A 25086-nucleotide genomic window follows, 5' to 3' on the forward strand; every position below is an offset into this window, starting at 1 on the left:
ATGGCGCATGAACCCCGGCAGGCGGTGTTGTGGGACCAGGCGCGCGCGGCGCAGGCGGGCGCGGCGCTGCCGGCGGGCCTGGCGCGCACGCGCGTGGCGGTGGTGGGCGGGGGATTCACCGGCCTGTCGGCTGCCTTGTCCCTGGCCGAGCGCGGGCACGAGGTGATGCTGCTGGAGGCCGGGCGCATCGGCCAGGGCGCCTCGGGCCGCAACGGCGGGCAGGTGGTGCCCGGCCTGAAGCCCGATCCGCAGGCGCTCGGGCAGCGCTATGGCCAGGCCTGCGCGCGCCGCATGCTGGACTTCGGTTTTTCGGCGGCCGATTACGCGTTCGCGCTGATCCGGCGCCACGGCATCGCCTGCGGCGCCACCCGCAACGGCTGGATCCAGACCGCCGTCGGCGCGCGCGGGCGCGAGCGGCTGCAGCGGCGCGCCCAGGCGCTGCTGCAGGCTGGCGCGCAGGTCCGCTACCTGGACGCCGGCCAGGTGGCGCAGGCCAGCGGCAGCGACTATTACTGCGCCGGCCTGGACGAGACCGGCGCGGGCGCGGTGCAGCCCGTGCAGCTGGCCCTGGGCCTGGCCCGGGCGGCCGCGCGGGCCGGCGCGCGGCTGTACGAGGATGCGCCCGTCACCGGCCTGCAGCCGCAGGGCGGCGGCTGGCGCCTGCAAGCCGGGCCGGGCGCGAGCGTGCAGGCCGATGCCGTGGTGCTGGCCGCCGACGTCTACGTGGACCGGCTCTGGCCGCGACAGGCCGCCAGCATGCTGCAGGTGGCCAGCGCCCAGATCGCCAGCGAGGTGCTGCCGCCCGGGCTGGCCCAGGCCATCCTGCCGCGGCGCGCCGGCATTTCCGAGGCGCGCAAGCTGACCGTGTATTGCCGCATTTCGCCGGACGGCCGTTTCCTGATAGGCGGGCGCGCCCGCCATACGCCCCGGGTCGATGCGGCCACCATCGGCCGGCTGCGCCGCGCCGCGGTGCAGCGCTTTCCGGCGCTGGCCGCGCTGCGCTGGGATTATGCGTGGCACGGACGGGTGGGACTGACGCGCGACGATGCGCCGCGCCTGTGCAACCCGGCGCCCGGGCTCTGGACCGCCTACGGTTTCGGCGGCCGTGGCGTGGCGCTGGCCTTGCGCTTCGGCCCCACGTTGGCGCAGGCCGCGGCCGGCGCCGCCGCGGCCGACCTGGATTATCCCGTGACCCCGCTGTCGGCCATCCCCTGGCATGCCGTCAGCGCCCCCGCCGTCTCGGCGGGCATTTTCTGGCATCGCCTGCGCGATGCCATCGGTTATCCCGCATGACAGCCTATCCTGCTCCAGACTTGCCGGGCGCCAGCGCCCATCCTCCCTCGGTATGGAACGCCACGGCGCCGGCCGGCGTGCCGCTGCCCCCGCTGGCCGGCGACGCGCAGGCCGATTGCGTGGTGATCGGCGGCGGCTTCACCGGCCTGAACGCGGCCTGGCAGCTGGCCCGCCGCGGCGTGCAGCCCTGCGTGCTGGAGGCCCACGACGCCGGCTGGGGCGCCAGCGGGCGCAACGGCGGCATGGCCGTGCTGCGCTACAAGCACAACTGGTCCACGCTGGCGCGCAAGCTCGGCCACGAGCAGACGCTGCTGTTGCACCGGCTGGTCCACCAGGCGCTGGACATCCTGGCCGAGAACGTCCAGGAGCTGGGCCTGGATGGAGGGTTCTCGCGCTGTGGCCACATCACCGCCGCCTATACCAGCCAGGATGCCCAGGCGCTGCGCGAGGACGTGGCCTGGCTGGCCGAGCACGCGGGCGACCGGGTACCGCGCTTCCTGGATGCCGGGCAGGCCGCCGCGCTGATCGGTTCGCGGATGTACCGGGGCGGCTACCTGGACGAGCGCGCGGCCGGCATCCATCCCTTGCGCTATACGCGCGAGCTGGCCGCCGCGCTGGTGCGGCGGGGCATCGCCATCCATGCCGGCACGCCGGCGCTGCGCGTGCACAGCGATGCCGGCGGCTGCATCGTCCATACGCCGCACGGCCAGGTGCGGGCGCGTTCGGTGATCGTGGCCAGCAGCGCCTATACCGACCTGTTCGACCTGCCCGATGGCCTGCGCCAGCGCATCGTGCCGGTCACCACCTCGGTCATCGCCACCGAACCGCTGCCCGACGACCTGTACGCCAGCGTGCTGGGACAGGGCCACCTGGTGACGGATACGCGCCACCTGGTCAACTACTTCCGCCGCGTGCCCGGCCAGCGTGTGCTGTTCGGCGGGCGCGGCTCCATGACCGGCCGCGAGCGGCCGGCCATCTATCGCAACCTGGGCGCCGGGCTGCATGCGCTGTTTCCCCAGCTGTGCGGCGTGCCCCTGCAGCACCAGTGGTCGGGCAAGGTGGCCGTCACGCTGGACGATTTTCCGCACGTATGCCGCTACGACCCGCGCATCGTGTTCGCCTTCGGCTTCGGCGGGCGCGGGGTGGCGCTGTCGCACCTGCTGGGCCGGCTGGCCGCGGAACTGGCGCTGGGCGGGCAGGTGCAGGCCGGCCCCATGGGCCGGCAGATGCCGGTGCTGCCCCTGCACGGCTTGCGGCTGCCTGTCCTTAACCTGATGGCCGCGTACTACAAGCTGCGCGACCGCATGCGGACCTAGGGCCCGGCAATGACGCGGCACGCAGCGCCGGCCCGCGACCCGGCCGCCCGCGCGGGACTGGCGGTGCTGGCCTATGCGGCGCTGGTGGTGCTGACCTGGGGCTCGAACTATCCCCTGATGAAGCTGGCCTTCCAGGACATCGGCCCGCTGACTTTTTCGGCGGCGCGGCTGCTGGGCGGGGCGGTGACGGTGGCGCTATGGATCGTGGCGCAGCGGCGCCACGGCCTGCTGCCGCAGGGCGGCGAAGGCTGGCGCCTGGGCGGGATCGGCTTGCTGCAGCTGGCCGCGGTGCTGGGTTTTTCCGGCATCGCGCTGCAGGTCTTGCCGGCCGGCCGCACCGCCACGGCGGTCTACAGCATGCCCCTGTGGGCCGCGCTATTCGGCATGGCGCTGCGGCGCGAGCGGCTGGCCCCGCGCCGCCTGCTGGGCGTGGCGGTCAGCCTGGCGGGCCTGTCGCTGTTCATGGATCCTTCCGTCATCGCGTGGCACGATCCGGGCAGCCAGCAGGGCATGGTGATGGTATTGTGTGCCGCCGCGCTGTGGGGCCTGGGGGCGGTGCTCTACGGCATGCATGCGTGGCGCACGCCCCTGCTGGCGCAAACGCTCTGGCAGCTGCTGGCCGCGGGCCTGCTGATGAGCTGCCTGGCCTTCTGGCTGGAGGCCGGGCGGCCGGTGCGCTGGAGCCCGACGCTGGTCGCCGTGCTGGCCTGGAACTTCGTCGGGCCCACGGCCCTGGCCGTGTGGGCCTGGAGCCAGGTGCTGCGCAGGGTGCCGGCGGCCGTGGCCGGGCAGCTGCTGATGTCCACGCCGCTGGTGGGCATCCTGTGCAGCGTGCTGATCTTCGGCGAGGACCTGCCCGGCGCATTCCTGCTCAGCGCCTTTTTCGTTACGCTGGGCGGCCTGCTGGTCCTGCTGCCCGAGCGGCGGGGCCGCTGACCGTCCGTTATTTTCATGAATCCATCAAGCATGGCCAAAGAGTCCGTCGACGACGATCCCACGCGATCCCCCCTGTTCAACGCTACCTTCGCCAAGGGCGTGGAGGTGCTGGCCGCCTTCGGCCCGGGGCGCGAAACCATGAACCTGCGCGATATCGCCACCGCCACCGGCATGACCAAGAGCGCGGCGCAGCGCTACGCCTATACGCTGGAGGTCATGGGCCTGCTGCGCAAGGACGCCGAGACCAAGCGCTATTCGCTGACGCCGCGCACGATGGAGCTGGGATACCGCTACCTGCTGGTGGACCCGCTGGTGCAGCGCGCCAATCCCTATCTGCAGGACCTGAATCGCCAATGCGGCGAGACGGTCAACCTGGCCGAGCTGGACGGCACCGACATGGTGTACGTGGCCCGGTTCGCCACCCACCTGAAGACGGCGGTGCACATGCCCATGGGGCGGCGCCTGCCGGTCTTTTGCACCTCGTCCGGGCGCGCCATGCTCTCGGCCATGCCGCCGGAGCAGGCGCGTGCGCTGCTGCAGGCCGCACCGCGGCCCAAGTACACCAGCACCACCGTCACCGACGTCGATGCGCTGATGCGCATCGTCGAGCGCGCCCGCGAGGACGGCTACAGCACGGCCAGCGGCGAATACTACCGGGGCGACCTGAACCTGGGCGTGGCGGTCTACGACGCCCAGGGCCGGCCCGCCGGCGCGGTCAACATCTCGGCGCCGAGCAGCCGCTGGACGCTGGCCCGCATGCGCCGCGAGCTGGCGCCGCTGCTGATGGAGACCTGCCGCCTGATCTCCACCACGCCGCCCAAGCCGCAGGCCATGGAGCCCTTCCAGGTGGGCACGCGGCCCAACTGAGCGGCGCCTCAGCGCACCAGGAAGCCCGCGCCCACCGGGTCGTTGCGGTCGATCTGCCAGCGCGCCGTGCCCAGGATGCTGGCCGTGCCCTTGACGGTGGGGCGCACCGCGCGCTTGCCGCCCAGGTCCACCTCGCCCAGCAGGCAGCCCTCGAAGGTGCCGCTGCCCAGCAGGCCTTCGCTGCGGATGGGCTGGTTCATGCCCAGCTTGCCGCGCGCCTCGAACATGGCCATCATCGCGCTGGTACCGGTGCCGCCGGGCGAGCGGTCCAGCTGGCCGGCGCTGAACACGTGCACGTTCTTGTAGAACGCGCCTTCGAGGGTGGCCGGGTGCCAGAAGGTCACGAAGTTCAGGTCGGTGACGTGCGCCTGGGTGGGATGCTGCAGCCGCACCTTGGCATTGAGCTGGTCGCGCACGGCCAGGCCCAGGCGCGACAGTTCGCTGCCGTTGTCCGGCGAGATGCGCAGGGCGCAGTGGGTCAGGTCCACGATGCCGAAGTAGTTGCCGCCCCAGACGATGTCGGCCGACAGCTCGCCGTAGCCGGGCACGGTCACCGGGATGTCCTGCTCGGCCACGTAGGCCGGCACGTTCTCGAAGCGCGTCCACAGCACCTTCTCGCCCTCGGAGGCCACCTCCGAGACCACCAGGCCGGCGGTGGTCTCGAAACGGATGACGGTCCTGCCGTCCGGGCCGCGCGGCACCAGGCCGTTGGCCACCATGGCCATGCTCACCGCGATGGTGCCGTGGCCGCACATGTGCGAATACTCGGTGCCGTCGATGTAGATCAGCCCGGCGTCGTAGTCGGGGCTGGAGGGCGGGGTCAGGAACACGCCGAACATGTCGCGGTGCCCGCGCGGCTCGCGCATCAGCGCCAGGCGCACCCAGTCGTAGTTCTCCTTCAGGAAGCGGCGCTTTTCCACGATGCTTGAGCCGACCGGGTAGGGAATCCCGCTGTGGATGATGCACAGCGGCTCACCCTCAGTATGGGTATAGATGACGTCGAAGGTGTCTTGCATGCGCATGACGGGGTCTCCTGCAGAAAAAGAGGATCAGTTGGGACAGCGGGGAAGGGAAGGGGAACTACTTGGGGTCGGACAGCATGTCCAGCCCCACGGTCAGGTCCAGGATCAGGATGGCGAGCACCGCCGCCAGGATCGTGGCCGCCGACACCGCCGCGATGGTCGGGTCGATGGTGTACTGCACGTAGTTGAACAACTTGACCGGGATGGTGTTCAGGTCCGCGGTGGTGTTGAAGATGGATAGCTCCACGTTGATCCATGACGAGATGAACGCGAAGATCGAGCCGGTGACGATGCCCGGGCGGATCTGCGGCAGCACCACCAGGAAGAAGGTGGCGCCAGGCCCGGCGCCCAGGTCGGCCGAGGCCTCCTCCAGGCTGCGCTGCTCGGGCGTCATCAGCGCCATGACCGAGCGCAGCACGAAGGGCGTGATGATGACGGTATGGCCGATCAGCAGCGCCAAAAAGCTGCGCGTCAGGCCGAAATAGGCCCCGAACTGCAGCAGCGCCGCGCCCAGCACGATGTGCGGCAGCACCAGCGGCGACATCAGGATGGCCGAGAGCAGCCCCTTGCCGGGAAACTCGTAGCGCGCGAAGGCCAGCGCCGCGGGCACCGCCAGCGCGATGGCCGCCGCCGTGGCCGCCAGCGCGAGCACGGTGCTGGTGGCGAACGAGGCCACGTAGCTGGGGTCGTCGAACAGGCGCTGGTACCATTGCAGCGTGATGCCTTGCGGCGGAAAGCTCAGGTAGCTGGTGGTGGTCAGCGAGGCGCCCACGATCACCACCAGGGGCAGCACGAGATAGACCAGGGCCGCCCAGGCCAGCAGTCTGACAAGATTGCGCACGATCATCGCTTCAGCTCCCGCGCACCGCGCCGATGCGCCCGGCCAGCGCCACCAGCGCCAGCGTCAGGACCAGCAGCACCATGCTCAGCGCGCCGCCGTAATGGAAATCGAACACCGAGCTGTACTGCTGGAAGATCAGCATGGACAGCACGGACAGCCGCCCGCCCGAGAGCAGCGCGGGCGTGACGTAGGCGCTCACGGCCAGGGTAAAGACCATGATGGCGCCGGCCACCAGGCCCGGCAGGGTCAACGGGAAGGTCACGTGCCAGAAGGTGGCGGCGGGGCTGGCGCCCAGGTCCGCCGAGGCGTGTTCCAGGCCGCGGTCGACCCGCGCCAGCGCGTTGCCCACCGCCAGCACCACGAAGGGCAGCAGGATGTAGACCATGCCGATCAGGATGCCGGTCTCGGTGCCCAGGAAGCGCACCGGCCGCGCGGCCAGCCCCAGCGTCGTCAGGGTGTCGTTGACCAGGCCGTTGCGGCCCAGCAGCACCATCCAGCCGAACGAGCGCACGATGTTGCTGGTGAACAGCGGCACCACCAGCATGATCACGCAGGCGCGCCGCCAGGCCTGCCAGCGCACGATGCGCACCAGGTACCAGGCCAGCGGGTAGCCGGCCAGCAGGCAGACCAGGGTGGTCATGGCCGCGATGCGGAAGGTGACGGCGATCACGTCCCAGTGGTAGCGGTCGGCCAGGATGCGCACGTAGTGCGCCAGCGTCGCCTCGCCCTGGCCGTCCATGACGCTGGCCAGCGCCACCACGGCCAGCGGGGCCAGGAAGAAGGCCGCGAAGAAAAGCAGCGGCGCGCCCAGCAGCAGCGCAAGGGCCTGTCCGTAGCGGCTCATGGCGTGTCCGCGATCAGGTGCAGGTCGCCGGGCTTGAACCCCAGCGCCACCGCGTCGCCCTTGCGCAGGCCGGCCTCGGGCATGCCGATGTGCCGGGCCGCCAGCAGGGCCCGGTCCGTCTGCACGTACAGGGTCGTATGGCTGCCCACGCTGACCTGGTCGGCCAGCGTGCCGTGCAGCACGGCCAGGCCCGCCTGGCCGGCGCCTGCCGGGTCGGGCAGGCGGCACAGGTGCTCGGGCCGCAGCATGGCGGTCAGCGCGCCGCCGGGAGGCAGCCAGCGCGGGACCAGCGGCCCGCCGCCGGCGGCCAGCTCGATGCGGCCGCCGTCGAGCCGGCGGCAATCGAGCAGGTTGGCATCGCCGATGAATTCGGCCACGAAGCGCGTGCGCGGGCGCAGGTAGATCTCGGTGCCTTCGCCGGCCTGCTCGATGCGCCCGCGGTTCATGACCACGATGCGGTCGGCCATGGTCATGGCCTCTTCCTGGTCATGCGTCACGAAGATGAAGGCGATGCCCAGCTTTTCCTGCAGGTGCTTGAGTTCGAGCTGCATGCGCTTGCGCAGCTTCAGGTCCAGCGCCGAAAGCGGCTCGTCCAGCAGCAGCAGCTTGGGGCGGTTGACGATGGCGCGCGCCAGCGCCACGCGCTGCTGCTGGCCGCCGGACATCTGGCGCGGGTAGCGCTCGCCCATCTGGGCCAGCCCGACCATCTCCAGCGCCTCCAGGGCGCGCGCATGGGCCTGCCTGCGGCCCGCGCCCTGGCGCAGCGGCCCGTAGGCCACGTTCTGCGCCACCGTCATGTGCGGAAACAGCGCGTAGTTCTGGAACACCGTATTGAGCGGCCGCCGGTGCGGCGGCAGCCGGTCCACCGCCTGCCCGTCGATGACGATGCGCCCGGCGTCGGGCGCCAGGAAGCCGGCAATGGCGCGCAGCAGCGTGGTCTTGCCGCAACCGCTGGGTCCGAGCAGGGCGATGAACTCGCCCTGCTCGACCTGCAGGTCGATGGCGTCCAGGGCCTGGTAGTCGCCGAACCGGCGGCTGATCCCTTCGATGGAAAGCAAGGCGCGCATCGTCGTCGTATCCCGCGGCGCGCTCAGCGCTTGCCCGCGACTTCGCGGTTCCAGGCGTCGGTGATCTCGGCGCGGCGCGCGTTGATGACGTTCCAGTCGAACAGGCTCAGGTTGGCCACCGAGCCGTTCTCGCCCCACGGCAGCTTGCGGGCCGTCTCGGGCGGCACGGTCACGTCCTTGACGGCGGGGCCCAGGTACAGGCGCTCGGCCAGGCATTGCGCGGCCTGCGGCGTGAGGGCCGTGTCGATGAAGGCTTCGGCGGCTTGGCGATTGGGCGAGTTCTTGACCAGGTGCAGGCGCGCATCGGTCGCCCACACGCCTTCGCGCGGGACAGCGAAGCCGATGGGCAGGCCCTTGTCGATCAGGTCCCAGGCGCCCACGTTGAAGTGGGCCCCGATGATGGCTTCGCCGCTCTGGAAGGCGTTGGTGGCCGCGCCCGAGCTGTCGAACAGCAGCGCCGCGTCCAGGGCGGCCAGCTTCTGGTAGACCGGGCCCATGTTGCTGGGGTCGACCGCCCATACGCGGCTCATGAAGAACACGAAGGGCACGCCGGCCGAGTTCGAGGGCGAAGGGATGGCGATGGCGCCGGCGTAGTCCGGCCGCCACAGGTCTTTCCACGAGGTGGGGGGCTCGGGCACTTCCTTGGTGTTATAGGTCAGGCCCAGCGAGTAGTAGCCCGAGCCGACGGCGTAGGCCGCGCCGTCCTTCTTGTAGACGGCCTGGTCGATGACGTTGCCCAGGTTCTTCAGGCGCGCCGGGTCCAGGGTCTCCAGTACGCCGGCCTGCTCGGCCAGTTCGCTGATGCCGCCGTCCATCCAGGCCACGTCGATGGTGGGAGACGATTTCTGCTGCTGCAGCTTGGCCAGCGTGGTGGTGGAAGTGCCGATCTCGGGCACCACCGCGATGCCGGTGGCCTGGGTATAGGGCTGCGCCACGCAGGCGTTGAAGGCTTCGCCCCAGTTGCCGCCGTACCAGGCGACGGTGATGCGTTGCGGCTTTTGCTGCGCCTGGGCGCCGGCGGCGCCGAGCAGGCCGGCCGCGCACAGCACGGCCGCGGTCAATGTTCCGATGCGATTTGCCATGGTATTCCCCTTGGATGTCGGCAATGAGTTCGTGACGAGTTGACGCCGTCACATGGTGCGCCAGCGCCAATGTATCGGCTTGAAGCCGGCGGTCAAAAAATTGAATAATTCCGACATGGACACGCTCTCCGCCTCCTTGCCGCCCGATGCCCCGGACCGCGGCGTCCCGGCGCCCGCCGCGGGCGGCCCGCGCCTGCGAGTGGGGTTCGTGCTGCTGCACCAGTTCACGCTGGCGGCATTTTCAGGCCTGATCGACGTGCTGCGCCTGGCCGGCGACGAGGGCGGGCGCAGCCGCCAGATCGACATTGCCTGGCAGGTGATGAGCGTGAACGGACAGCCGCGCCGCTCCAGCGCCGGCCTGGCGGTATCCGACGTCACGGGCCTGCAGGCGCCCGGCTCGTTCGACTACATCGCCGTGTGCGGCGGCAACGACTACCTGAACCACAGCCTGCCGCCCGAGCTGGGCGACTGGCTGCGGCAGGCGGCCCGCCAGCGCGTGCGCATGCTGGGCATCTGCACCGGTACCTTCGTGCTGGCACAGGCCGGGCTGGTGGGCTCGCGCACCGTCTGCGTGCACTGGAACGTGCTCGACGCCTTCCGCGCCCAGCATCCCGGCCTGCGCGCCGTGGTGGACCGGCTGTTCATCGACGAGGGCGACCTGATCACCTGCGCCGGCTCGACCGCGGCCATCGACCTGGGGCTGTACCTGGTCGAGCGCCACTGCGGCCGGGACAAGGCGCAGCAGGCGGTGCGCCATATGATGCTGCAGGGCATCCGCCCGGCCCGCCTGCCGCAGGCGCACTTCTATAATGACCTGGCCGGCATCGAGGACGTGCGGGTGCGCCAGGCGGCCCATTACATCGAGCAGCGCATCGACAACCCGCCTTCGCTGGAGGCCATCGCCCGTTACGTGGGCGTGAGCGGCCGCCAGCTCGAGCGCGCCTTCCAGGCGGCGCTGGGCGAATCGCCCATGTCCTTCTACCGGCGCCTGCGGCTGGCCTACGGGCGCTGGCTGCTGCAAGGCGGCCAGCGCAGCATTACCCAGGTGGCGCTGGACTGCGGCTATAGCGACGGGGCGCATTTCTCGCGCGATTTCAGCAGCCGCTACGGCCTGTCCCCGCGGCGCTTCGTCCAGCAGCTCAAGGACGCCGCCCCCGCCGGCTGAACGTTTTGCGGAACTTCCCGCCCAAGCCTGGGGTCTGTCGTTTTGCACGTCATTCAGGTTAAAGTAAGATTCAATACAAAGACGCCGATTTCAGGCGTCAAGCATGCCCCGGGGGGCATACAGCTGCTTTGAGGAGCACACACGCCATGTCCAAGCGATTTTTCCGATTCTGCGCGGCCGCGCTGCTGGCTATCACCGGCACGGCCATGCTTGTTGTCACGTTCGACGCCGAAGCCCGCCGCATGGGCGGGGGCGGCAGCTATGGCCGCCAGTCCACCAACGTCATGAACCAGCGCCAGGCCACGCCGCCGGCCGCGCCCAGCGCCGGCGCCACCACGGCGCAGCGTTCGGCCGCCGCGCCGGCCGCTGCGGCCGGCACCGCCGCCGCGGCTGGCGCTGCCACGCGCAGCACCGCCTCGCGCTGGTTCGGCCCCATCGCCGGCATCGCCGCCGGCCTGGGCCTGGCCGCGCTGCTTTCGCACATGGGCCTGGGCGCGGCCTTTGCCGAGTTCATGGCCAGCCTGCTGCTGATCGGCCTGGTGGTGTTCGCCGTGCTGTTCCTGATCCGCCGCCTGCGCGGCGGCGCGGCCCGTCCGGCCATGCAGGGCGCCGGCCAGGGCGGTGCGTTCGACCGCGGCGGCCAGTCGCAGCAGCCCATCTGGCGCGAAAGCCTCAAGCCCGCGGCCCCGGCCGCCGCCGCCCCGGCTGCCGCTGCCGCTGCCGCTACACCGTCCGCCGCCGCAGCGGAAAGCGACCAGAACTGGTTCATTCCCGGCAACTTCGACACGCCGCAATTCCTGGCCAAGGCCAAGGAGCACTTCGTCCAGATCCAGAAGCTCTGGGACAGCGGCGACACCCAGGCCCTGGGCGAATACCTGACCGAGGACCTGGTGGCCGAGCTGCGGCCCCAGCTGGCCCAGCGCAGCGGCACCAGCCACACCGATGTCGTGCTGCTGAACGCCGAGCTGCTGGGCATCGAGAAGGTGTCCGACGGCCACCTGGCCAGCGTGCGCTTTTCCGGCATGCTGCGCGAGGATCCGCAGGCCGAGGCCTTCCGTTTCGAAGAGGTCTGGAACCTGTTCAAGCCCGACAACGGCGGCTGGCTGCTGGCGGGTATCCAGCAGATCCCGGTCGAGTACGCCAGCTGATCGCTGTGCCCGGGCCGGTCCGGCCCGCGGCCCGAAAACCCGGTCGGCAGGCCGGGTTTTCTTTTTGCCGCCGGGCCGCCCCAAGGCAAAAGCGCCCCCTCGGGGGGCAGCAAGCCGAAGGCGCAGCGTGGGGGCCGCCCTGGACGGACCGGCTGGCGGGGGCACGGTAAACTCCTGATGTGCCGGGCCCGCCCCGGTCTTCGCGCCTGCGCGCCCCATTGCCGTTATCCGATGCTGCCTGTGTTTCCGCCTTCCTTTGCCTTTCTCGCCGCGCGCGCCATCAACGCGCTGCTCGAGCGCGAACCGTGGGCGCGCCAGCAGCTGGCGCGGCATGCGGGCAAGACGGTGCGCCTGGCGCTGGGCGGCTTCGGGCTGTCGCTGACGGTTGCCGAGGGCGGACGCTTCATGCAGGCCAGCCGCGCCGCCGAGCCCGCCGTGACGTTCACCATGCTGCCCGAGCGCATCGACCCGGCCCGGCTGCTGGCCGGCCCGGCCGTCCAGGGGCAGGCCTATACGGACATGACCCATGTGTCCGGCGACGCATCGCTGGCGCAAACCATCGGCGAGCTGGCGCGCCACCTGCGGCCCGACCCCGAGGACGAGCTGGCCCGGCTGCTGGGCGACATCCCCGCCCTGCGGCTCATGGGCGGGCTGCGGGCGGCCGGCGAGGGCGTGCGCCAGGCCGCGCAGCGGCTGGCCGGCAATGCCGCCGAATACCTGTCCGAGGAAAGCGCGCTGCTGGCCGGGCGGCCCCTGCTGCAGGCCTGGCGCAGCGAGCTGGACCGCACTTCGGCCCGGCTGGACCGGACCGCCGAACGCCTGGCGGCGCTCGAGTCGCGGTTGCGCCGGCTGCCGGCCGCGCGGAGCTAAGGCCATGATGACCCTGCTGCGCATGGTCCGCATCGTGTTCATCTGCCTGCGCTACGGGCTGGGCGACCTGGTGCTTTCGAGTTTTCATCACCCGGTGCCCGCCGCCCTGCTGCGCGTGATGCGGCTGGGGCGCCGGCCCCGCGCGCCGCGCGGCGAGCGGCTGCGCCGCGCGCTCGAGTCGCTCGGGCCGATCTTCGTGAAGTTCGGCCAGGTGCTCTCCACCCGCCGCGACCTGATTCCCGCCGACCTGGCCGACGAGCTGGCCCGCCTGCAGGACCGCGTGCCGCCGTTTCCCTCGGAGCAGGCGGCCGCCTGCATCGAGGCGGCCCTGGGCGCGCCGCCGCAGCAGCTGTTCGCGCATTTCGAGACCGACCCGGTGGCCTCGGCCTCCATCGCCCAGGTGCATTTTGCCGTGCTGCACGACGGGCGCGAGGTCGCGGTCAAGGTGCTGCGCCCGGGCATGCTCCAGATCATCGAGCACGACCTGCGCCTGCTGCGCATGCTGGCCGTGATGATCGAGCGGCTGGCGCCCGATGGCCGCCGCCTGCGCCCGCGCGAGGTGGTGGCCGAGTTCGACAAATACCTGCACGACGAGCTGGACCTGGTGCGCGAGGCGGCCAACTGCAGCCAGCTGCGCCGCAACTTCTCGCCCGAATCGGGCCGCAGCAGCGAGCTCATCGTGCCGGAGGTGGTCTGGGAGTACACCGCCGCGACCGTGTTCACCATGGAGCGCATGGTGGGCATCCCGATCAGCCAGATCGAGCGGCTGCGCGCGGCGGGGGTGGACATCAAGAAACTGGCGCGCAACGGCGTGGAGATCTTCTTCGCGCAGGTCTTTGGCGACGGTTTTTTCCACGCCGACATGCACCCGGGCAATATCTACGTGTCCACGCAACCCGAGACGCTGGGCTACTACATCGCCCTGGATTTCGGCATCGTCGGCTCGCTGTCCGAATTCGACAAGAACTACCTGGCGCAGAACTTCCTGGCCTTCTTCCAGCGCGACTACCGGCGCGTGGCCCAGCTGCACATCGAGTCGGGCTGGGTGCCGCCCGATACCCGCGAGGAAGAGCTCGAGGGCGCCGTGCGGGCCGTGTGCGAGCCCTATTTCGACCGGCCCCTGGCCGAGATCTCGCTGGGGCAGGTGCTGCTGCGGCTGTTCCAGACCTCGCGCCGCTTCAACGTCCAGATCCAGCCGCAGCTGGTGCTGCTGCAAAAGACGCTGCTCAACGTCGAGGGCATGGGGCGCGAGCTCGATCCCACGCTGGACCTGTGGAAAACCGCCAAGCCCTACCTGGAGCACTGGATGCACCAGCGCGTAGGGCTGCCGGGGCTGCAGCGCAAGCTGCGCAAGGAATCGACCCAATGGGCGCAGTGGCTGCCCGAGTTTCCCCGGCTGCTGCACGAGCGGCTGAGCCAGCCGGACGTGAACCCGGCCATCCTGGCCGAAATCGCCGAGCTGCGGCGCGCCCGCGAGCAAGGCAACCGGCTGCTGACCGTGCTCACGGCCGTGGTGGCCATCGGCTTTGCGTTGTTGTTATGGAGCATCCAGCCATGAAATTCCTGTTCCGGCCGATGATCCCCTTCCCCTGTGAAACAAAACGTTCAGAATATAGTCATATGAACGTCGTGTGGCTAGGTTAATTCTGGCGCATCGCTCTCTCGGCCATGCGAGGTCCGCGCCGAGCCTGCACCCATCGCGGTTGCGGCTTTTCCGGAGCAGCCCGGGGCCAGCCCGGCTGCAGGCGGACGGCGCCGTCCAAGCCATGGCCTATCCGCGGGACTCCTACTAGAAAAGGCACGCCATCATGCTTTACCCCGAACTGTTCAAATCCATGGAATCGGTCCGCTGGAACATGTCCACCGACATTCCCTGGGACGATTTCGACCGCAGCAAGCTCAGCGACGAGCAGGCGCACACCATCAAGATGAACGCCATCACCGAGTGGGCGGCGCTGCCGGCCACCGAGATGTTCCTGCGCGACAACCGCGAGGACAGCGACTTTTCCGCGTTCATGTCGGTGTGGTTCTTCGAGGAGCAGAAGCACTCGCTGGTGCTCATGGAATACCTGCGCCGCTTCGTGCCCGAACTGGTGCCCACCGAGGAAGAACTGCACAAGGTGCGCTTCGAGTTCGATCCCGCGCCGGCCATGGAGACGCTGATGCTGCACTTTTGCGGCGAGGTGCGCCTGAACCACTGGTACCGCTGCGCCGCCGACTGGCATACCGAGCCCGTCATCAAGGCCATCTACAAGACCATCTCGCAGGACGAGGCCCGGCATGCCGGCGCCTACCTGCGCTACATGAAGCGCGCGATCTCGCAAAGAAGCGAGGAGGCGGCCCTGCAGGCCCGCCAGGCCTTCACCAAGATCGGCGTGCTGATGGCATCGGCCCACCGCACGCCCCAGGCGCTGCACCCGACCAACCTGCACGTGAACAAGGAAATGTTCCCCAACGACACGGTGCAGTCCAAGCTGCCCGAGCCGGGCTGGCTCGAGCGTTGGCTGGACCAGCAGATCCGCTTCGACAAGGACTGGGAAGGCAAGGTCAGCACGCGCATCCTGCACAACCTGTCGCTGCTGATGGGCACCGCCTTCAATACCGTGCAGGACCTGAACCGCTACCGCAAGGAGCTGGGCCGGGCGCAAGGCGGCCTGATCGTTCCGGCCACGAGCACGTCCACGGCCGGCTGATGGGCGCCGCCCCGTCCGCCGGCACCGCCTTGCCGGCGCCGCGCCACGAAGCCAAGATGCTCGCGCCCGAGCAGTGCGCCGCCCGCCTGGCGGCCGGCGGCCTTGCGCGGCCGTGGGTGTTCACCAACGGGGTGTTCGACCTGCTGCACCGCGGCCATGTCACCTACCTGGACCGCGCGGCGCAGCTGGGCGGCACCTTGATCGTGGCGGTCAATACCGATGCCTCGGCGCGCCGGCTGGGCAAGGGGCCCGAGCGGCCCCTGAACACCTGCCAGGACCGCGCCGCGCTGCTGGCCGCGCTGGGCTGCGTGGACCTGGTGACCTGGTTCGACGAGGATACGCCCGAGCAGCTGATCGCCCGCCTGCGGCCCGACATCATCGTCAAGGGCGGCGACTACGACATGGCCGTGCTGCCCGAAACCGCCCTGGTACGGTCCTGGGGCGGGCGCGCCGTGGCCATTCCCTTCGAGTTCCAGCGCTCGACTACGGCGCTGGTGCGTAAGATCCGCGATTGAGATAGGGGGCGGGCACCGAGGCGCCGCGTCCCTGCGCCGCGGGGGCGGCCCGCTCGCCGGTGCCCGGCGGCGTGCTGGCGCGCCGCGCCTGGCGGGCACGCTCGGCCATCTGCGAGCCCTCGGGCGAAGGCGGCAGCAGCAGCTGGTTGATGGCCGCCAGGTCGGACTCGGCCAGCAGGCCGCCGGCCGCGCGCAGCCGCAGGCCGGCCATGACGGTGTCGTAGCGCGCCCGGGCCAGGTCGCGCAGCGTGGCATACAGCTGCTGCTGCGCATTGAGCACGTCCAGGTTGATCCGCACGCCCACTTCGTAGCCCGTGCGGTTGGCCTGCACCGCGGCGCGGCTGGAGGCCTCTCCGGCCTCCAGCGCGCGGATGCGCGCCAGGCCCGAGAGCACGCCGGCGTGGTACTGCCGGATCTGCTGCTCGGCGCTGCGCCGCGCGTTTTCCAGAAGCTGGCGGGCCTGCTCGGCCAGCGCCACCTGCTCGGTGACGCGGGAAGACACGCCGCCGCCCGAGTACAGCGGGATGGACAGCACCACGCCCACGCTGCTGTCGATGGGGCGGCCCGAGGTGCCGGCCGGCAGGTTGCGCGATTGCAGTCCCTGGTTGGTGGCGCTGCCCGAGGACGCCTGCAGGTCCAGGCGGGGATAGTGGCCCGCCCGGGCGATATCGATGCCGTATTGCGCGATGCGTGTTTGCAGCTGCCCGCGCTGCACGCCCAGGTTCGAGGGCACGCCCTGGTCCAGCCAGGCCTGCAGCCCGGTGGGCTGGGGCGAGGGCAGCGGCGCGCTGTAGGGCAGCTCGGACAGCGCGCCGGGGCGCTGGCCGGTGACGGTGGCCAGCACGTCGCGGGCCACGTCCAGCGCGTTCTGCGCCTGCAGCTCCTGGGCGATCAGCAGGTCGTAGCGCGATTGCGCCTCGTAGGTATCGGTAATGGTGGCGTTGCCCAGCTCGAAGCTGCGCTTGGCGAAGGCCAGCTGTTCGGCCACCGCGCTTTTTTCGGCTTCGATGGCCGCCAGGGTGTCCTGGGCGGCCAGCACGTCGAAATAGGCCTGCGCCAGGCGCAGGAGCAGGTCCTGGTAGGCCTGCTGCAGGGCGATGCCGCTATCGCCGACCAGCAGCTCGGCCTGGTCCAGCGCCTTGAACGCCGCCCAGTCGAAAAGCGGCTGGGTCAGCACGAGATCCCAGGTGGCCCGGGTGCCGGAACGCACCCGCCCGGAGTTGCCCGAGGTGCGGATCTCGGCGTATTCGCCGCCCAGCGCCGCGCTCAGGTTGGGCAGCAGGTTGGCGCGGGCCTGCGGCAACCGCTCCTGGCCGGCGCGGTAGGCCGCGCGCGCCGCCGCATAGAGCGGGTCGCGCGCCAGCGCGGACTGCCAGGACTGCATGAGGTCCTGGGCCTGTACGGCGCCGCCGGCGGCCAGGGCCGCGGCCAGCACTGCCGCGCGCGCAAGCCATCCGCAGCGCATGGCTCAGAACTTGAACTTGGAGGCGGTCGCGCCGCGCAGCGGCTTGATCACGGTTTCGAACAGGTTGACGGTATCGAAGGTGGCCGCCGTGGTGCGGGTGATGCGGCAGACCGTCATGATCGGCGCCTGGCCCACGGCCACCACCATGCGCCCGCCCACGCGCAACTGGTACTTGAGCGCGTCGGGCACGGCGGGCACCGAGCCGGTCAGCAGGATGGCGTCGTACTCGGTCGAGCCCCAGCCATTGCCGCCGTCGCCGGTCTCGACCTTGACGTTGGCGATATGGTTGGCCTGCAGGTTGGCCTGCGCGAAGCTGGACAGGCGGCTGTCGATCTCGACCGAGGTGACCTGCTGCGCCAGCTTGCTCAGCAGCGCGGCCTGGTAGCCCGAACCGGTGCCGATCTCGAGCACGCAGTCGGTGGCGGTCAGCTGCAGTTCCTGCGCCAGGCGCGCCTCGATCTTGGGCGCCAGCATCACCTGGTGGGTGTCCACCGAATTGATCTCCAGCGGCAGCTCGACGTCGGAGAAGGCCAGCGCGCGCAGGGCGGGCGGCACGAACAGCTCGCGGCGCACCTGGAACAGGGCGGCCAGCACTTTTTCGTCGAGCACCTCCCAGGTGCGGATCTGCTGCTCCACCATGTTGAAGCGGGCTTTTTCGACGTCGGGCAAAGTGGATGCGTTCATGGCTATGGACTGGAAGGAGGGGGCATTGCAGCCCGCCATTGTAGCGGCTAGATGTTACGAAGAAAGACCGGCGTCCCGGCCCTTGGTTCCCCGGCCGGGCCGCCGCGGGGGCTGGCCGCGGCCCGGCGCCGGTACCGGCCCCTCAGGGCTGCCAGGCGTGGAAATGATGCACCGGCCCGTGCCCGCTGCCCACCCGCAGCCGGCCGGATTGCCGGATGGCCTCGGTCAGGTAGGCCTTGGCGCGCCGCGCCGCCTCGGGCACGTCGCCGGTCTGCGGCAGCAGGGCCGCCAGCGCGGCGGACAGGGTGCAGCCGGTGCCGTGCGTATTGGCGGTCTCGATGCGCAGGCCGGGCAGCTCGATCATGCGGTCGCCGTCGTGCAGCAGGTCGATGGTGTCGGCCCCGGGCAGGTGGCCGCCCTTGACCATGACCCAGCGGTGGCCGGCATGGGCCATGCGCTCGCGCAGCTTTTCGGCCACGCGGCGCATTTCGCGCACGGTATCCACCGGCCGCTCGTCCAGCAGCACGCCGGCCTCGGGCAGGTTGGGCGTGATCAGCGTGGCTTGCGGCAGCAGCGCCTCGCGCAGCGCGCCGACCGCATCGCGCTCGAGCAGCAGGTCGCCGCTCTTGGCGACCATGACCGGATCGAGCACCACGTGCGCTGGCGCGTGCCGGGCCATTTTTTCGGCCACCACCTCGGTGACCGGGCGCTGGCCCAGCATGCCGATCTTGACCGCGTCGATGCGCACGTCGGCGAACAGGGTGTCGATCTGCTGGCCCACGAACTCGGGCGGCACCGGGCAGATATGCGTCACGCCGTGGGTGTTCTGCGCGGTCAGCGCGGCGATGACCGCGCAGCCATAGGCGCCCAGGGCGCTGATGGCCTTGACGTCGGCCAGCACGCCCGCGCCGGCCGATGGATCGACCCCGGCGATGCTCAGGGCGTTGGGAATGCGGCGCATGCCGTCCTGGGCGCGGGGGTGCGCGCCTTGCGTGGCGGAAGCGGCCATGGCTAGCTGCCCGTCCGCGTTGCGGGGGAGATCATGCCCTCGACGGGCGAGCTGGGCGCGGCGCTGTAGTGCTTGCGCGGCATGCGCCCGGCCAGGAAGGCGTCGCGGCCGGCCTGGACGGCGTGCTTCATGGCGCCGGCCATGCGCACGGGATCCTGCGCGGCGGCGATGGCGGTGTTCATCAGCACGCCGTCGCAGCCCAGCTCCATGGCGATGGCCGCATCCGAGGCGGTGCCCACGCCGGCGTCGACCAGCACCGGCACGCGCGCCTGCTCGATGATGAGCTTCAGGTTCCAGGGATTGAGTATGCCCATGCCCGAGCCGATCAGCGAGGCCAGCGGCATGATGGCCACGCAGCCGATGTCCTCCAGCATGCGGCTCTGGATGGGGTCGTCGGTGCAATAGACCATGACCTTGAAGCCGTCGGCCACCAGCGTCCGGGCGGCCTTGAGCGTCTCGGGCATGTTGGGAAACAGCGTGTGCGGATCGCCCAGCACCTCGAGCTTGACCAGGTCGTGGCCGTCGAGCAGTTCGCGCGCCAGGCGCAGCGTGCGCACCGCGTCCTCGGCGCTGTAGCACCCGGCCGTGTTGGGCAGCAGGCAATAGCGCGAGGGCGGCAGGTAGTCCAGCAGGTTGGGCTCGTCCGGGTTCTGGCCCAGGTTGGTGCGGCGGATGGCGACGGTGACGATCTGGGCGCCGCTGGCTTCGATGGCCGCGCGGGTCTGGTCGAAATCGCGGTATTTGCCGGTGCCCACCAGCAGCCGCGACGAATAGGCGGTGCCGGCGATGACGAGGGAGTCGGTGGAGTTCATAGGCCTTAGGGTGCGGGGGGCGCGCCTGCGGCGGCGCAGCACGGGTCCGGGCGTTCCGGCGATGCGGCAAGGGGCCGCGCAATCGCCGGGCAAGAGAGAAATGATAGAGCAGTTGCGAACGGCGTGCAGGCCATCGACGGGCCGCGGGGCCGGCGCGCGGCTGCGGTATATTTCCCGCATGAACGCAATCCCGCGCCGCGGCAGGCCCACGCCCGAGCAGGCGCAGGCCCTCTCCCGGTCCATCCTCGACGCCGCGGCCGAGCTCATGCTGCGACACGGCTATGCGGGCGCCAGCCTGGCGGCCATCGCCCAGCGCGCCGGGGTGACCAAGCGCACCATCTACGCACGCTTCGGCGCCAAGGAAAACCTGCTGCGCGCCGTGCTGGCGGCCATCCGCGACAAGCTGACGCTGCACTACCGCCCGCCCGCCCAGGGCGATGCGCGGGTGCTGCTCGAACACCTGGGCAACCACCTGCTCGGGCAATTGTCCCGCCCGGCCATGGTGGCCTGGTGCCGGTTCACCAGCGTGGAGATGGGGCGCTCGCCCGAGTTCGCCGAGCTGGTGCATCCGCTGATGGACGGCGTCTACGCTTTTGTCGAAACCATGCTGCGCGAACTGGCCCGGGACCATCGGCTGCCCATTGCCGACGCGGCGCTTGCCGCGCGCCTGTTCGTGATGCTGGTGGGCGAGCCGATGAAGCAGCACGCCTTTTTTTATATGAGCCTGGGCACGGCGGCGCAACGGCGCGAGCACGTGCGGCGCATGGTCGGGGTATTCCTGGCGGCTGCCCGCGCCGGCGAGATCTGAGCGCCCCGTGCGCCGGAGCAGGCCGCCGGGGCGCGGCCGGCGGCGATACGGGCGGCGCGCCGGCTCAGCGCCGGGGCGGCGGCATGCCGGCCTGCGGCAGGCCTTGGCTGGCCTGCGCCGCGATCCAGTCGATCAGGGCCTGGGCCAGTTCGTCGGTCGCCAGCCCCAGGGCCTGCACCGCCGCGGCGGCCTGCGTGCCCTGCAGCGGACGGGCGGCCTCGAACGTGCGCGCGGCCAGCGTCTGCCGGGTATCGCCGCGCAGCAGGCGCGCGTCGTAGCGGATGCGGGCCACCGGCCCCTGGCTCTCGTAGCGGACCTGGAATTCGCTCAGGATGCCCGAGAGCTCCAGGTCGGCAGGCAATCCCGAGCGCGCGCTGACCGCCTGCAGGCGGCCGTCGCGCAGCAGTCCCTGGACCAGCCGGTCGCGCAGCAGCTCGGGCACCGGGTCGCTCCAGCGGGCGCCTTCGTAGGCGCTGAGCCGGTTGTGCGAGGGCGTGACCAGGATGCGCGAGGAATCGATCATGCGCCCGCTCTCGGGGGCGGCCACCCGCACGGTGCGCGCCGGCGCAAGCGGCGCGGCGGCCTGGGCGGGATAGGCGGCCGGCAGGCTGTAGACGGTCAGCTGGCGGGATTCGGGCAGCACGGAGCAGGCGACCAGGGCCAGTACGGCGGTGCTGGCGGCCAGGCCGCGCAGCAGTCGGGGGGCGGGTTTCATGGACGGAACTCCTCGATGCGTTCGCGGCCCAGCAGGTAATTGGCCGGATTGTCTTCCAGGCGCCGGGCGATGGCCGTCAGGGCGGCCATCGCGCTGCGCAGTTCGTTGACGGCAGGGCCGAGCTGGCCGATGCCCTGCAGCCCGCTGTCCAGCGCCGGGCCGTTGGCGCTGAGCAGCCCGTCGATGCGCTCGGCCGTGCGGGCCAGCGAGGTCATGGCCTGGTTGGCGCTGGCCAGCGCCTGGCCGCCTTCGCCCGTCAGCGCGGCGTTGGCGTTCTCCAGCAGCTGCGTGGCCTGGGCAAGGGTCCGCGTGCCCTCGCGGCTGGCCTGCCGCAGTTGCGTCACCAGGTCGTCCAGCGCCTCGCGCTGGCCCGCCAGGGCGCCGGTGGCGGCCTCCAGGTTGGCCAGCGTGGCGGAGATGTGTGCGGTGTTCTGCGGCGAGAGCAGCGTCTTGGCGTTAAAGAGCAGCTCGTTGATGTTGCCCATGACGTCGTCGCCGTCGGCCAGCAGGCGCGAGAGCGGCGAGGGCGTGGCCACGATGACCGGGTCCTGCCCCTCGGGGGCCTGCAGCAGGGGGCTTTCGGGGGTCCCGCCGGTCAGCTGGATCACGGCGTTGCCGGTGATGCCGGTGATCGCCAGCCGCGCGCGGGTGTCCTGCTTGACCGGCACGCCGGCGTCGACCTGGATGCGCGCGATGACCTTGCGCGGGTCCCGGCGGTCCAGGTTCAGCTCGGCGACGTTGCCCACCCGGATGCCGCTGTATTGCACGGCGCTGCCGCGCGACAGGCCGGTGATGGGCTCGTTGAAGATGACGACGTAGTGCCGCGTCTGCACGTCGTCCTTGGAGCCGGACAGCCAGAGCGCAAAGGCCAGGATGGCCGCCGTGGCCAGGACGGTGAACAGGCCGATGAGGATGTGGTGCGCGCGTGTTTCCATGTCAGTTTTCCTTGGGTCCGGCCTGGGCGGCCTGGGCGGTCTGCGCGGCGGCGCGGGCGCGCGGGCCGTGGAAGTAGTCGTGTATCCAGGGGTCGTCCACGGCGGCCACGCGCGCCAGCGTGTCCACGGCCATGACCCGCTTGCGGGCCAGCACCGCGATGCGGTCGCAGATGGCGTGCAGGGTATCCAGGTCGTGCGTGACGAGAAACACCGTCAGCCCGAGGGCATCGCGCAAGGTGCCGATGAGCTCGTCGAAGGCGGCCGCGCCGATCGGGTCCAGGCCGGCGGTCGGCTCGTCCAGGAAGAGAAAGGGCGGATCCAGCGCCAGGGCGCGGGCCAGGGCCGCACGCTTGATCATGCCGCCGGACAGGCTGGCCGGATACAGGGCGCCCGCGTGGGCGGGCAGGCCCGCGAGCGCCAGCTTGGCGGCGGCCAGGCGCTCGGCGGCCGCACGCGCCATGCCCATGTGCTCGATCAGCGGCAGCGCCACGTTTTCGGTGACGGTCAGCGAAGAGAACAAGGCCCCCTTCTGGAACAGCACGCCGAACTGGCGCTCCAGGGCGGCGCGCTGGCGCGCGTCCTGGGCCATCAGGTCCTTGCCCTGTACCAGCACCTGGCCGGCCGCCGGCCGCTGCAGGCCCACGATGCTGCGCAGCAGCACCGACTTGCCGGTACCCGAGCCGCCGACCACGCCCAGGATCTCGCCGCGCCGCACGTCCAGGTCCAGGTTCTCGTGCACCACGTGGCTGCCGAACTGGTTGCGCAGCCCGCGCACGCTGATGGCCGCCGGCGGCGCGAGGTCGGGCGTCACCATCCCATCTCCATGAAGAACAGCGCCGCCACGGCATCGAGCAGGATGACCACGAAGATGGACTGCACCACGCTGGAGGTGGTGTGCTCGCCCACCGATTGCGCGCTGCCGGCCACCTTGAAGCCTTCGGCGCAGCCGATCACCGAGATCATGAAGGCAAATACCGGCGCCTTGCCCAGGCCCACCAGGAAGTGCGCCAGCTCGATGTCGCGCAGCAGGGCAAGGAACTGCGAATAAGGGATGCCCAGGGATACCGCGCACACCAGGGCGCCGCCGGCGATGCCCGCGGCGATGCCGATGAAGGTCAGCAAGGGCAGGGCGATGAGCATGGCCAGAAGGCGCGGGATCACCAGCAATTCGATGGGATCCAGGCCTTGCGCGCGGATGGCGTCGATTTCTTCGTTGGCCTTCATGGAGCCGATCTGCGCGGTGAAGGCGCTGGCGGTGCGTCCGGCCATCAGGATGGCGGTCAGCAGCACGCCGAACTCGCGCATGAACGAATAGGCGACCAGGTTGACCGTATAGATGCTGGCCCCGAATCCCGCCAGCACCGTGGCACCCAGGAAGGCCACCACCGCGCCCACCATGAACGTGAGCAGCGCCACGATGGGCACCGCGTTCAGGGCGATCTGCTGCAGGTGCGCGGCCAGCGGGGTAAGGCGCCAGCGGCCCGGACGCGGCGCCAGCCGCGCGGCGGTCTGCAGCACCAGTCCCATGAAGCCGAGCAGGCCCAGCAGCGCCTGCACGCCGGCGGCGACCTTCTCGCCGAGCGCGGCGAGAAGGTCGGCCACGCTGGTCCGGCGGGCGGGCGGCGCGTCGGTCCGCTCGCCCGACAGCGCCGTGCCCACGCTTTTAAGAAGGGCCCGTCGTTCGGTCTGCAGTGCCGGATCGTTCTCGGCCAGCGACGCCAGCCGTTCGGGGCCGAGCAGGTCCGCCAGCAGCGTGGCGCCCGCGGTATCGATCTCGTCCAGGCCGCGCCAGTCGATCGCCGCTTCGCCGGGATCTGCGCCGGGACGCAGTTGGCGGGCCCGCTCGGCCAGCCGTTCGTAGTGGGGCAGGGTCCAGTCGCCGCTGGCGCGCCAGTGCGCACGGCCGTTTTCATCCTGGCTCAGTTCGATATCGGCGCTGCGGGAAGAAGGCATCGGCGGGCGGGTCAGGGGGCGCCGCGCGTATCGCGCGGCGCCAGGCGGGGCGGGCCGGGCACGGCCCTGCCAAGTTTGCGGGCAGTCTAGCACTAATGACACCCGTCAGTGTCATTAAGGGCAAGCAGGCGTAAGCCTTGCTATCGGGACCGCGCGCCGCCCCGAGCCTGGCGCAGCCCGTCCAGCCAGGCGCACAGCTGCTCGGCGGCCTGCACCAACCGTGGCCCGGGGCGAAACAGCAGGTCCGGGTCCATGACCAGCACGTCCCCGCGCACGGCGGCGGGCAATTGCCGCTGCCGCCACTGCCGGGCCTCGCGCTCGCTGGTGACGACCACGGCGTCGGGCGCGGCCGCCAGCACGCTTTCCACCCCGACCAGGGGGGCGGGCGTGCGCAGTGCCGCAAAGGCATTGTGCGCGCCGCACAGCCGCAGGGCGTCGCTGACGATGTGCTCGCCGTTAAGCGTATAGAGCGGGCCGCTGCCGGCCTGCACATAGACCGTCAGCACGGGCTGGCGGGCGGGCTGGCCGGCAGCCAGGGCCTGCAGCCTTGCCTGCAGCCGGTCGGCCGCGGCTCCGGCCTGCGCCTCGGTGCCGAGCATGCGTCCGAACTGGCGCAGCGCCGGGGGCAGGTCGGCCAGCCGCCGCGGGGCGCTTACGTACAGGGGCACCGACAACCGGGCCAGGGCCGAGGCGGCCGGATCCAGCCGGCCGGCCTGCCAGCCTATCACCAGGTCCGGCGCCAGGCTAGCAAGGCGCTCCGGATCCAGCGCCAGCCCCTGGCCGATGCGCGGCAGCCGGCGCGCGGCCGGCGGGTAGTCCGAGGATTGCACGGTGGCCACCAGGCGATCGCCGCCGCCGGCCGCGAAAGCCAGTTCGGTGGCGTGCGGCGCCAGCGTGACCACGCGCCGGGCCGGGCCGGGCAAGGTGAGCTGGCGTCCGGCGTCGTCCTGCAGCGCCAGCGGTTCGGCCTGCGCGGCCAGCGCGAGCGCGGCCGCCGCCAGGGCGGCCGCGGCGCGCAGGCAAGGGCGGCGCGGGGCGTGCATGGC

The 25086-nt window shown here is 71.1% G+C and carries 25 protein-coding genes; 11 read left to right on the forward strand and 14 right to left on the reverse strand.

Annotated elements, in window-relative coordinates:
• Genes V8Z80_RS08765 through V8Z80_RS08780 form a run of 4 tightly spaced genes read left to right on the forward strand, consistent with a single transcriptional unit; the run spans position 1 to position 4412 of the window.
• Positions 1–1293 carry an NAD(P)/FAD-dependent oxidoreductase gene (locus tag V8Z80_RS08765; RefSeq protein ID WP_155194832.1) on the forward strand — a complete coding sequence of 431 codons (1293 nt, stop codon included), beginning with the start codon at positions 1–3 and terminating at the stop codon, positions 1291–1293.
• Positions 1290–2609 (forward strand): NAD(P)/FAD-dependent oxidoreductase, encoded by a 1320-nt coding sequence (locus tag V8Z80_RS08770; protein WP_336061748.1) that lies wholly within the window; start codon positions 1290–1292, stop codon positions 2607–2609. The genes V8Z80_RS08765 and V8Z80_RS08770 overlap by 4 nt, the downstream gene beginning before the upstream one ends.
• A gap of 9 nt (positions 2610–2618) precedes the next feature.
• A complete protein-coding gene (locus V8Z80_RS08775) occupies positions 2619–3545 on the forward strand; it encodes a DMT family transporter (protein ID WP_336061749.1) in 927 nt (308 codons plus the stop codon).
• 30 nt (positions 3546–3575) lie between these two features.
• Entirely contained in the window at positions 3576–4412 is an 837-nt protein-coding gene (locus V8Z80_RS08780; RefSeq protein ID WP_155194839.1) for an IclR family transcriptional regulator, read from the forward strand.
• A gap of 8 nt (positions 4413–4420) precedes the next feature.
• Here the strand turns inward: V8Z80_RS08780 and V8Z80_RS08785 are convergent, their stop codons facing one another.
• The 5 genes from V8Z80_RS08785 to V8Z80_RS08805 are packed head-to-tail and all read right to left on the reverse strand — an operon-like array spanning position 4421 to position 9268.
• Positions 4421–5434, reverse strand: a complete 1014-nt coding sequence (locus tag V8Z80_RS08785) for a proline racemase family protein (protein ID WP_336061750.1) — start codon at positions 5432–5434, stop codon at positions 4421–4423.
• A 58-nt stretch (positions 5435–5492) separates the two neighbouring features.
• The gene (locus V8Z80_RS08790; protein WP_336061751.1) at positions 5493–6281 is read right to left on the reverse strand and encodes an ABC transporter permease; all 789 of its coding nucleotides are present in this window, start codon (positions 6279–6281) and stop codon (positions 5493–5495) included.
• Positions 6282–6285: 4 nt separating this feature from the next.
• Entirely contained in the window at positions 6286–7119 is an 834-nt protein-coding gene (locus V8Z80_RS08795; RefSeq protein WP_155194847.1) for an ABC transporter permease, read from the reverse strand.
• Positions 7116–8186, reverse strand: coding sequence for an ABC transporter ATP-binding protein (locus V8Z80_RS08800; RefSeq protein ID WP_155194849.1), 1071 nt, complete (start codon positions 8184–8186; stop codon positions 7116–7118). The genes V8Z80_RS08795 and V8Z80_RS08800 overlap by 4 nt, the downstream gene beginning before the upstream one ends.
• A 23-nt stretch (positions 8187–8209) precedes the next feature.
• Entirely contained in the window at positions 8210–9268 is a 1059-nt protein-coding gene (locus V8Z80_RS08805; protein ID WP_155194851.1) for an ABC transporter substrate-binding protein, read from the reverse strand.
• A gap of 115 nt (positions 9269–9383) precedes the next feature.
• Between V8Z80_RS08805 and V8Z80_RS08810 the strand changes: the two genes are divergently transcribed.
• The 6 genes from V8Z80_RS08810 to V8Z80_RS08835 all read left to right on the forward strand — a co-directional run bounded on the left by V8Z80_RS08810 (position 9384) and on the right by V8Z80_RS08835 (position 15659).
• Positions 9384–10433, forward strand: a complete 1050-nt coding sequence (locus tag V8Z80_RS08810) for a GlxA family transcriptional regulator (protein WP_155194853.1) — start codon at positions 9384–9386, stop codon at positions 10431–10433.
• A gap of 146 nt (positions 10434–10579) precedes the next feature.
• On the forward strand, positions 10580–11581 hold the full coding sequence (locus V8Z80_RS08815; protein WP_336061752.1) for a Tim44 domain-containing protein: 1002 nt from the start codon (positions 10580–10582) through the stop codon (positions 11579–11581).
• 231 nt (positions 11582–11812) lie between these two features.
• On the forward strand, positions 11813–12451 hold the full coding sequence (locus tag V8Z80_RS08820; protein ID WP_155194857.1) for an SCP2 sterol-binding domain-containing protein: 639 nt from the start codon (positions 11813–11815) through the stop codon (positions 12449–12451).
• 4 nt (positions 12452–12455) lie between these two features.
• Positions 12456–14009, forward strand: coding sequence for a ubiquinone biosynthesis regulatory protein kinase UbiB (gene ubiB, locus V8Z80_RS08825; RefSeq protein WP_336061753.1), 1554 nt, complete (start codon positions 12456–12458; stop codon positions 14007–14009).
• Between the two features lie 250 nt (positions 14010–14259).
• Positions 14260–15144 carry a ferritin-like domain-containing protein gene (locus tag V8Z80_RS08830; protein ID WP_155194861.1) on the forward strand — a complete coding sequence of 295 codons (885 nt, stop codon included), beginning with the start codon at positions 14260–14262 and terminating at the stop codon, positions 15142–15144.
• 56 nt (positions 15145–15200) lie between these two features.
• A complete protein-coding gene (locus V8Z80_RS08835) occupies positions 15201–15659 on the forward strand; it encodes an adenylyltransferase/cytidyltransferase family protein (RefSeq protein WP_442951958.1) in 459 nt (152 codons plus the stop codon).
• Here V8Z80_RS08835 and V8Z80_RS08840 read toward each other — a convergent pair.
• The 4 genes from V8Z80_RS08840 to V8Z80_RS08855 form a co-directional block, all read right to left on the reverse strand.
• Positions 15628–17124 carry a TolC family outer membrane protein gene (locus tag V8Z80_RS08840; RefSeq protein WP_336061754.1) on the reverse strand — a complete coding sequence of 499 codons (1497 nt, stop codon included), beginning with the start codon at positions 17122–17124 and terminating at the stop codon, positions 15628–15630. The genes V8Z80_RS08835 and V8Z80_RS08840 overlap by 32 nt on opposite strands.
• Before the next feature lie 3 nt (positions 17125–17127).
• Entirely contained in the window at positions 17128–17808 is a 681-nt protein-coding gene (locus tag V8Z80_RS08845; RefSeq protein WP_155194864.1) for a protein-L-isoaspartate O-methyltransferase family protein, read from the reverse strand.
• A 142-nt stretch (positions 17809–17950) separates the two neighbouring features.
• Positions 17951–18817, reverse strand: coding sequence for a bifunctional hydroxymethylpyrimidine kinase/phosphomethylpyrimidine kinase (gene thiD, locus V8Z80_RS08850; protein WP_336061755.1), 867 nt, complete (start codon positions 18815–18817; stop codon positions 17951–17953).
• Between the two features lie 2 nt (positions 18818–18819).
• The gene (locus tag V8Z80_RS08855) at positions 18820–19629 is read right to left on the reverse strand and encodes a thiazole synthase (RefSeq protein ID WP_336061756.1); all 810 of its coding nucleotides are present in this window, start codon (positions 19627–19629) and stop codon (positions 18820–18822) included.
• 178 nt (positions 19630–19807) lie between these two features.
• Between V8Z80_RS08855 and V8Z80_RS08860 the strand changes: the two genes are divergently transcribed.
• Positions 19808–20437: a TetR/AcrR family transcriptional regulator gene (locus tag V8Z80_RS08860; RefSeq protein ID WP_336061757.1), complete on the forward strand. Its 630-nt coding sequence runs from the start codon at positions 19808–19810 to the stop codon at positions 20435–20437.
• Between the two features lie 64 nt (positions 20438–20501).
• On the opposite strand, the gene V8Z80_RS08865 is transcribed toward V8Z80_RS08860, so the two are convergent.
• From V8Z80_RS08865 to V8Z80_RS08885, 5 genes are all read right to left on the reverse strand, one after another.
• Positions 20502–21152, reverse strand: a complete 651-nt coding sequence (locus tag V8Z80_RS08865) for an ABC-type transport auxiliary lipoprotein family protein (RefSeq protein ID WP_336061758.1) — start codon at positions 21150–21152, stop codon at positions 20502–20504.
• Positions 21149–22087 carry an MlaD family protein gene (locus V8Z80_RS08870; protein WP_155196215.1) on the reverse strand — a complete coding sequence of 313 codons (939 nt, stop codon included), beginning with the start codon at positions 22085–22087 and terminating at the stop codon, positions 21149–21151. Before V8Z80_RS08870 ends, V8Z80_RS08865 begins: the two co-directional genes overlap by 4 nt.
• Position 22088: 1 nt before the next feature.
• Positions 22089–22901 (reverse strand): ABC transporter ATP-binding protein, encoded by an 813-nt coding sequence (locus tag V8Z80_RS08875; RefSeq protein WP_336061759.1) that lies wholly within the window; start codon positions 22899–22901, stop codon positions 22089–22091.
• Positions 22895–24040 carry an MlaE family ABC transporter permease gene (locus V8Z80_RS08880; protein ID WP_336061760.1) on the reverse strand — a complete coding sequence of 382 codons (1146 nt, stop codon included), beginning with the start codon at positions 24038–24040 and terminating at the stop codon, positions 22895–22897. The genes V8Z80_RS08875 and V8Z80_RS08880 overlap by 7 nt, the downstream gene beginning before the upstream one ends.
• A gap of 140 nt (positions 24041–24180) precedes the next feature.
• Positions 24181–25083, reverse strand: a complete 903-nt coding sequence (locus V8Z80_RS08885) for a cobalamin-binding protein (protein ID WP_336061761.1) — start codon at positions 25081–25083, stop codon at positions 24181–24183.
• Positions 25084–25086: the final 3 nt, after the last annotated feature.

Source organism: Orrella sp. JC864 (assembly GCF_037026685.1).
Taxonomy (GTDB): domain Bacteria; phylum Pseudomonadota; class Gammaproteobacteria; order Burkholderiales; family Burkholderiaceae_B; genus Orrella.

Coding starts and splice junctions, on each gene's coding strand:
- V8Z80_RS08770 (WP_336061748.1), top strand. CDS start 1,290: ATGACAGCCTATCCTGCTCCAGACTTGCCGGGCGCCAGCGCCCATCCT.
- V8Z80_RS08855 (WP_336061756.1), bottom strand. CDS start 19,629: ATGAACTCCACCGACTCCCTCGTCATCGCCGGCACCGCCTATTCGTCG.
- V8Z80_RS08810 (WP_155194853.1), top strand. CDS start 9,384: ATGGACACGCTCTCCGCCTCCTTGCCGCCCGATGCCCCGGACCGCGGC.
- V8Z80_RS08870 (WP_155196215.1), bottom strand. CDS start 22,087: ATGGAAACACGCGCGCACCACATCCTCATCGGCCTGTTCACCGTCCTG.
- V8Z80_RS08845 (WP_155194864.1), bottom strand. CDS start 17,808: ATGAACGCATCCACTTTGCCCGACGTCGAAAAAGCCCGCTTCAACATG.
- V8Z80_RS08860 (WP_336061757.1), top strand. CDS start 19,808: ATGAACGCAATCCCGCGCCGCGGCAGGCCCACGCCCGAGCAGGCGCAG.
- V8Z80_RS08775 (WP_336061749.1), top strand. CDS start 2,619: ATGACGCGGCACGCAGCGCCGGCCCGCGACCCGGCCGCCCGCGCGGGA.
- thiD (WP_336061755.1), bottom strand. CDS start 18,817: ATGGCCGCTTCCGCCACGCAAGGCGCGCACCCCCGCGCCCAGGACGGC.
- V8Z80_RS08765 (WP_155194832.1), top strand. CDS start 1: ATGGCGCATGAACCCCGGCAGGCGGTGTTGTGGGACCAGGCGCGCGCG.
- V8Z80_RS08885 (WP_336061761.1), bottom strand. CDS start 25,083: ATGCACGCCCCGCGCCGCCCTTGCCTGCGCGCCGCGGCCGCCCTGGCG.
- ubiB (WP_336061753.1), top strand. CDS start 12,456: ATGATGACCCTGCTGCGCATGGTCCGCATCGTGTTCATCTGCCTGCGC.
- V8Z80_RS08780 (WP_155194839.1), top strand. CDS start 3,576: ATGGCCAAAGAGTCCGTCGACGACGATCCCACGCGATCCCCCCTGTTC.
- V8Z80_RS08880 (WP_336061760.1), bottom strand. CDS start 24,040: ATGCCTTCTTCCCGCAGCGCCGATATCGAACTGAGCCAGGATGAAAAC.
- V8Z80_RS08815 (WP_336061752.1), top strand. CDS start 10,580: ATGTCCAAGCGATTTTTCCGATTCTGCGCGGCCGCGCTGCTGGCTATC.
- V8Z80_RS08800 (WP_155194849.1), bottom strand. CDS start 8,186: ATGCGCGCCTTGCTTTCCATCGAAGGGATCAGCCGCCGGTTCGGCGAC.
- V8Z80_RS08805 (WP_155194851.1), bottom strand. CDS start 9,268: ATGGCAAATCGCATCGGAACATTGACCGCGGCCGTGCTGTGCGCGGCC.
- V8Z80_RS08795 (WP_155194847.1), bottom strand. CDS start 7,119: ATGAGCCGCTACGGACAGGCCCTTGCGCTGCTGCTGGGCGCGCCGCTG.
- V8Z80_RS08840 (WP_336061754.1), bottom strand. CDS start 17,124: ATGCGCTGCGGATGGCTTGCGCGCGCGGCAGTGCTGGCCGCGGCCCTG.
- V8Z80_RS08835 (WP_442951958.1), top strand. CDS start 15,201: ATGCTCGCGCCCGAGCAGTGCGCCGCCCGCCTGGCGGCCGGCGGCCTT.
- V8Z80_RS08785 (WP_336061750.1), bottom strand. CDS start 5,434: ATGCGCATGCAAGACACCTTCGACGTCATCTATACCCATACTGAGGGT.
- V8Z80_RS08875 (WP_336061759.1), bottom strand. CDS start 22,901: ATGGTGACGCCCGACCTCGCGCCGCCGGCGGCCATCAGCGTGCGCGGG.
- V8Z80_RS08830 (WP_155194861.1), top strand. CDS start 14,260: ATGCTTTACCCCGAACTGTTCAAATCCATGGAATCGGTCCGCTGGAAC.
- V8Z80_RS08790 (WP_336061751.1), bottom strand. CDS start 6,281: ATGATCGTGCGCAATCTTGTCAGACTGCTGGCCTGGGCGGCCCTGGTC.
- V8Z80_RS08820 (WP_155194857.1), top strand. CDS start 11,813: ATGCTGCCTGTGTTTCCGCCTTCCTTTGCCTTTCTCGCCGCGCGCGCC.
- V8Z80_RS08865 (WP_336061758.1), bottom strand. CDS start 21,152: ATGAAACCCGCCCCCCGACTGCTGCGCGGCCTGGCCGCCAGCACCGCC.